Raw genomic sequence first — 4,874 nt, 5'->3', positions numbered from 1 at the left:
GGGCACATATCAGGATCAGCGGGACGGAGCCCAGGGGTATCGCATACGCAAAGCCGGCGATGCCGGCCGCGATCATCACTGCGCCGCCGACGATGATCAGCCGCTCGCGCTGCGGCGGCGCGTTGGCGACCAGGATCGAGAGGATCGACCAGGCTATCGATTCGGCGGCGATGATGTAGCCGGTGGTCAGCAGCGGAATGTCGTGAAGGCTGGTCAGCAACAGCGGTCCGTAGACGCCGAAGGAACAGGTCGCCACCGAAAAGGCGGCAACCATGGTCATGCCGGCGCCGACCGGCGTGCGCCATGAGAACAGCCGCGCCGGGAACAGCCGCGAACGCGGCTTCAGCGCGTCGATGGTGAAGAACAGCACCAGGCCGATGAGGCCGAAGGCCATCAGCAGCGAAGAGCGCAGCAAGGCGATGTCGACGCCGGCCGAGGCGATCAACACCACGGCGACGGCAAGGCAGCCAAGGGCCGCGAACGGGAAGGGCGGCGCCTTACCCGTGCTCGTCTTGGGTTTCGTCGCCTGCGGCGTGTCGAGCACGAGGAAGCTTGCCAGCGCCATGGCGGCGCCGCCGAGTGTGAAGATGCCGAAGGCCCAGCGCCATGACAACAGCTCGGTCATGATCGCGCCGAGCAATGGTCCGCTGAAGGCGGCGACGCCCCAGATCGCCGACATGATGCCGAAAAGCTGCGGCCAGATGGCGCGCGAGAACAGTCGTTCGACCGAGACGAAGGCCAGCGACACCAGCGCACCGCCGCCAAGTCCTTCGATCAGGCGGCCGGCGAGGAACAGTTGCATGGAAGGCGAGGTGGCGCATATCAGCGCGCCTGTTGCGTAGAGCAGCGCGGCGACCACCATGTTGGTGCGCAAGGGGACATAACTCACCAGTCGTCCGGCGGCCGCGCCGGCAACGATGGCGCCGAGTTCGTAGATCGCCAGCGACCAGCCGACGAGCTGTACGCCCGCCAGTTCGCCGACCATGGCCGGCATCACCGTTGCCACCATCGTTTCGTTGGTGGCGTGCAGCAGGATGCCGAGGCTGATGAAGCAGAAGCGCGCCAGGTCGCCGCTTGCCCACAATACGCGCCAGTCGACCCTGTTCGTGCTGATCTCGGTCATTTCCACCCCCGTCTTGCATATCTCGACGCCAGCGCAGGACGCCAGAAGCCAGTACGGGTTTCCGGCAGGACCATGCGGATCGACAGCGCTGGATCGAGGCGTTGTTGCGCTCGGGGCAGGCTTGTAAAACCTCAACCGGGGTTGAGCTCAAGCGTTTTTTTGAGGGCCGTTCGCGCGGATGCCCCTTCGGTTGGCGGGCTTCGTTGCGCGATCAATTCTCGGTGCTGCGCAGCTGGAATTGGCTGACGCCGATCGCGAGGTTCATGCCGGTCTGCGTCTGCAAGCTGAGCGGCTGCAAGGTGAAGGCCTGAGAGGAGCCGCCGACCAGCAGATTGGCGCCGGCGCCGACGGCGGCCGTCACCTCCGCGCTGGCGCCGATATAGTCGCCGGCCAGCGCACCCGGCGCATAGATGTTCTTCAGCGGCGTCAGCACGATCCACTGCATGACCGTCTGCTTCGTCGTGCCGATGTCGAGGCCGTATTTGTTGACGGCGCCGAAATAGGCTTCCGGCGCGAAGCTTTTGTCGGCGGGGTTGAAGGTGCAGCTCAGATCCTTGCTCGAGCCGAAGATGAAGCCGGTGCCGCCGCCTATGGCGCAGTCAAGCGTACCGACTTCCATGCCTCGGTCCTGCGCCTGCACCGCTCCGGATAGCGTCGTGAACATGGCGGCAGCTATGGCTGTCTTCAGCATGATGGTTCCCCCCCAAAATCAAACGGCGCGAAACCATCCTATCTGGTTCCGCGCCGCGGGGTGAGGGGTCATGGAGCGCACGGCTCCATGCAATCACTTGAATGAGTGGATCAGCTGGAGCGAGGTCACGGCCACGGCAAGGTTGACGCCGGTCTGCGCCTGGACGCTGAGCGGCTCCAGCATGACGGCGCTGTCCAGGCCGCCAACCAGCAGATTGGCGCCGCCGCCGGTCACCACGCTCGCCTCGGCGTTGACACCGTAGTAGCTGCCGGCGAGATCGCCTCCGTCACGATCCCGGGTCGCGGCCAGCACGGCCCAGACGAGCTGGCCCTGATGCGTCTGGCCGACATCGAGGCCGATCTTGGAGATGATGCCTGTGTAAATCTCGGACGGCCCGTGATGATGAGGCCGGAAGACACAGGACACGCCCTTGTTGGAAGCGACGATATAAGCGGTGCCGCCGTCGATGGTGCAATCGAGCGTGCCGAGTTGCAGCTTGCCGGCGCTGGCCGGAGCCACCGCGAACATCGTCGTGGCGAGGGCAGCGGCGCAGGCGAGTTTCTTGATCATGGGAGGGTCCTTTCGCAAAATACTTTCAACAACGGCTTGGGTGGGTAGACCGTTCCGCTGAAAACTTGGCGCGATCAAGGCAGGGGCCGAAAGCCTCCTGCCTGGGTTAATGCCCGGTTGCGAAGTGCGTCCTTTAGGACACGCAAAGGATCCCGCGGCACTTGGATGTCACGCGGATTCGTATGGGAAGCGCTTGCCGAAACCGAGATCAGCTGACGCGGGCGAGGCCATCCTTGGCCGGCTGGTAGGTAGGGTCGAGGCGAACGGCTTCCTTATAGGATTTCGCGGCCTTCGCCTTGTCGCCGCGCCGCTCATAGATCAGCGCCTGGTTGGACCAGGCCTCGGCATTCCTGCCGTCGAGCTTGATCGCCATGTTGAAATCGGAAAAGGCGTTGTCCTCGTCGTTGGTCGCCAGATAGGAGAGGCCGCGGCCGTTGTAGGGCTCGGCGGCGTCCGGCGCCAGCGAGATGGCGGTCGAGAAGTCCTCGATGGCGAATTTGTGCTGGCCCTGGCTCTGATAGATCAGGCCTCGATTGTGGTAGGCGCGCGCGTCGGTCGTATCGAGCTGGATTGCCTTCTGGAAGTCGTTGAAGGCGTCCTGGGTGCGACCCGCCTTGCGGTAGAGATTGCCGCGGCCGATATAGGCGGCGTCGTAGTTGCCGTTGATCTGGATCGAACGGTTGTAGTCCGCGAGCGCGGCTTCCTGATTGCCGAGGAAGCGCTGGATCAGCGCGCGATTCGAATAGGCCTGGAAGAAATTCGGGTTGAGCTGGATGGCTTGATTGAAATCCTTGAGCGCCGCTTGGTACTGGCCGCCACGACCATAGGCCGAGCCGCGCACATTGTAGCCTTCGGGATCCTGGGGATTGCGCTGGATGACCGCCGACAGCGAAGAAATGTTCTCGCTCGACCCTTGCGCCTTGTCGATGTTGTTGAATTCACCGGTCGGGCCCGCCGTTTGGCAGCCGGCAAGCGCCAGTCCGGAGAGCAGGGCCGCTGTCAGGGCGAAACCACGCAATGCAGTCCCGCGCTCCACGCTCGTTGCGTTCATGTCTGCCCTGTCCTCACTTCAAGCCGCGTCGTTCAGGTCCGGCTCCCCCTCCGGACCGGTCACATCAAAACAAAAAGGTGGCGGCGATTCCACATCGCGCCACCTCTGATATCCTTCGAAAAGGACGAAAAATTGGCGTTAGAACCGCGGCGGACGCGGAGCGCCACCTGCACCGCCGGCGGCGCCAGCAGCGACCGGGCGCGGCGTCATCGGCAGCAGGCCTTCGCGCTGGGCGCGCTTGCGGGCCAGCTTGCGGGCGCGGCGGACAGCTTCAGCCTTTTCACGGGCGCGCTTCTCGGACGGCTTCTCGTAGTGACCGCGCATCTTCATTTCGCGGAAAATGCCTTCGCGCTGCATCTTCTTCTTGAGAGCGCGAAGCGCCTGATCAACGTTATTGTCGCGGACGAGTACCTGCACGGGCAATCCTGTCTTTCGGGTTTGATATCAACAGGCAAGCGGCCATAGCCACTAGCCTCCGCGGCGGTTTACACCACGAATTGGGGCGGCTGATACCAGAATCATGCCGCGCTGTCCACAGCGGAAATGATTTTGCGGGGCCAGCCGCCGTCTGTTTGCCCTTGGACAAGTGTGCCACTTGCCCTTGAGATAAGGAGCCGACTAGGCCCTCGCGAGGTGCAGCAGCTCGAAATCCTCGAAGAACTCGCCGTAGTCGCAGGTGATCTCCTCGCCCACGGCGATGTCGCGGGTCGCCGTGGCTCCGCCATATTGCGAAAAATCCGTATTCGGATTGCTGGAATGGTTCATGAAGCGGCCATTGTCGACTTCATAGACCATGAAACCCGGCCGGTCCGGGCTCGGATAGGCATAGCGGTCGAGCAGTTCTCTGAGATGCGGGGGTGCCGTCTCGTATTTGTCCATGGGGATCAGCCGGTCGAAATCCGGATCGAGCCGCCAGATCGAAGCGCCTTTCCTGATCGGCTCCGCGGCGAACACGCCGACGCCTTCGATCGCACTCGCAGTCACATAGGTTCTGATCAGCATCATGGTTCCAGACCCGCTTTTGGACAGAAACGGAATCGCCAAATCGCGGCGAGAAATCAAGACCGGACGTCTGCCTGGCGGCTATGAACATGCATCCGGCCGCGAAAAGCCTTCACGTCCGATTGATCGACACGCCGCCATCGGCAAACAGAGCCGCTCCGGTGGTGAAGCTCGAGGCGTCGGAGGCGAGATAGAGCGCGGAACGGGCAATCTCCTCCGGCATTGCGATACGCTTCAAAGCATGCAGGCCTTCGACGAAGGCTCTTGATTCCGGGGTCTTGAAGGTTGCCGCCGGCGTGTCTGTGCCGCCGGGCAGCAGCGCGTTGACCCGCACGCCTTTCGGGCCGTATTCGGCGGCAAGCACCTGTGTCAGTCCGATCAGGCCGGCCTTGCTCGCGGCATAGCTTGTCATGCCCGGCATGCCGACTGTGTGGCCG

The 4,874-nt window shown here is 63.3% G+C and carries 7 protein-coding genes; all 7 read right to left on the bottom strand.

Annotated elements, in window-relative coordinates; all coding sequences use genetic code 11:
• On the bottom strand, positions 1 to 1,123 hold a 1,123-nt coding region (locus tag EN964_RS24380; RefSeq protein ID WP_127276821.1), incomplete at its 3' end, for an MFS transporter.
• A 211-nt stretch (positions 1,124 to 1,334) separates the two neighbouring features.
• Positions 1,335 to 1,814, bottom strand: coding sequence for a DUF992 domain-containing protein (locus tag EN964_RS24375; protein WP_023810132.1), 480 nt, complete (start codon positions 1,812 to 1,814; stop codon positions 1,335 to 1,337).
• A 93-nt stretch (positions 1,815 to 1,907) separates the two neighbouring features.
• The gene (locus EN964_RS24370) at positions 1,908 to 2,384 is read right to left on the bottom strand and encodes a DUF992 domain-containing protein (RefSeq protein ID WP_127267751.1); all 477 of its coding nucleotides are present in this window, start codon (positions 2,382 to 2,384) and stop codon (positions 1,908 to 1,910) included.
• A 208-nt stretch (positions 2,385 to 2,592) separates the two neighbouring features.
• The gene (locus tag EN964_RS24365; RefSeq protein ID WP_127267752.1) at positions 2,593 to 3,435 is read right to left on the bottom strand and encodes a tetratricopeptide repeat protein; all 843 of its coding nucleotides are present in this window, start codon (positions 3,433 to 3,435) and stop codon (positions 2,593 to 2,595) included.
• 138 nt (positions 3,436 to 3,573) lie between these two features.
• Positions 3,574 to 3,852, bottom strand: coding sequence for a 30S ribosomal protein S21 (gene rpsU / locus EN964_RS24360; RefSeq protein WP_023810129.1), 279 nt, complete (start codon positions 3,850 to 3,852; stop codon positions 3,574 to 3,576).
• A gap of 201 nt (positions 3,853 to 4,053) precedes the next feature.
• Positions 4,054 to 4,440, bottom strand: coding sequence for an SET domain-containing protein (locus EN964_RS24355; protein WP_127267753.1), 387 nt, complete (start codon positions 4,438 to 4,440; stop codon positions 4,054 to 4,056).
• Positions 4,441 to 4,549: 109 nt separating this feature from the next.
• The coding region (locus tag EN964_RS24350) for an SDR family oxidoreductase (protein WP_127276819.1) at positions 4,550 to 4,874 on the bottom strand (325 nt) is incomplete at its 5' end.

Source organism: Mesorhizobium sp. M7A.F.Ca.CA.001.10.2.1 (assembly GCF_003998575.1).
Classification (GTDB): domain Bacteria; phylum Pseudomonadota; class Alphaproteobacteria; order Rhizobiales; family Rhizobiaceae; genus Mesorhizobium.
Note: the sequence above shows the minus strand (reverse complement) of the source record. Positions and strands in the feature narration are given on the sequence as shown.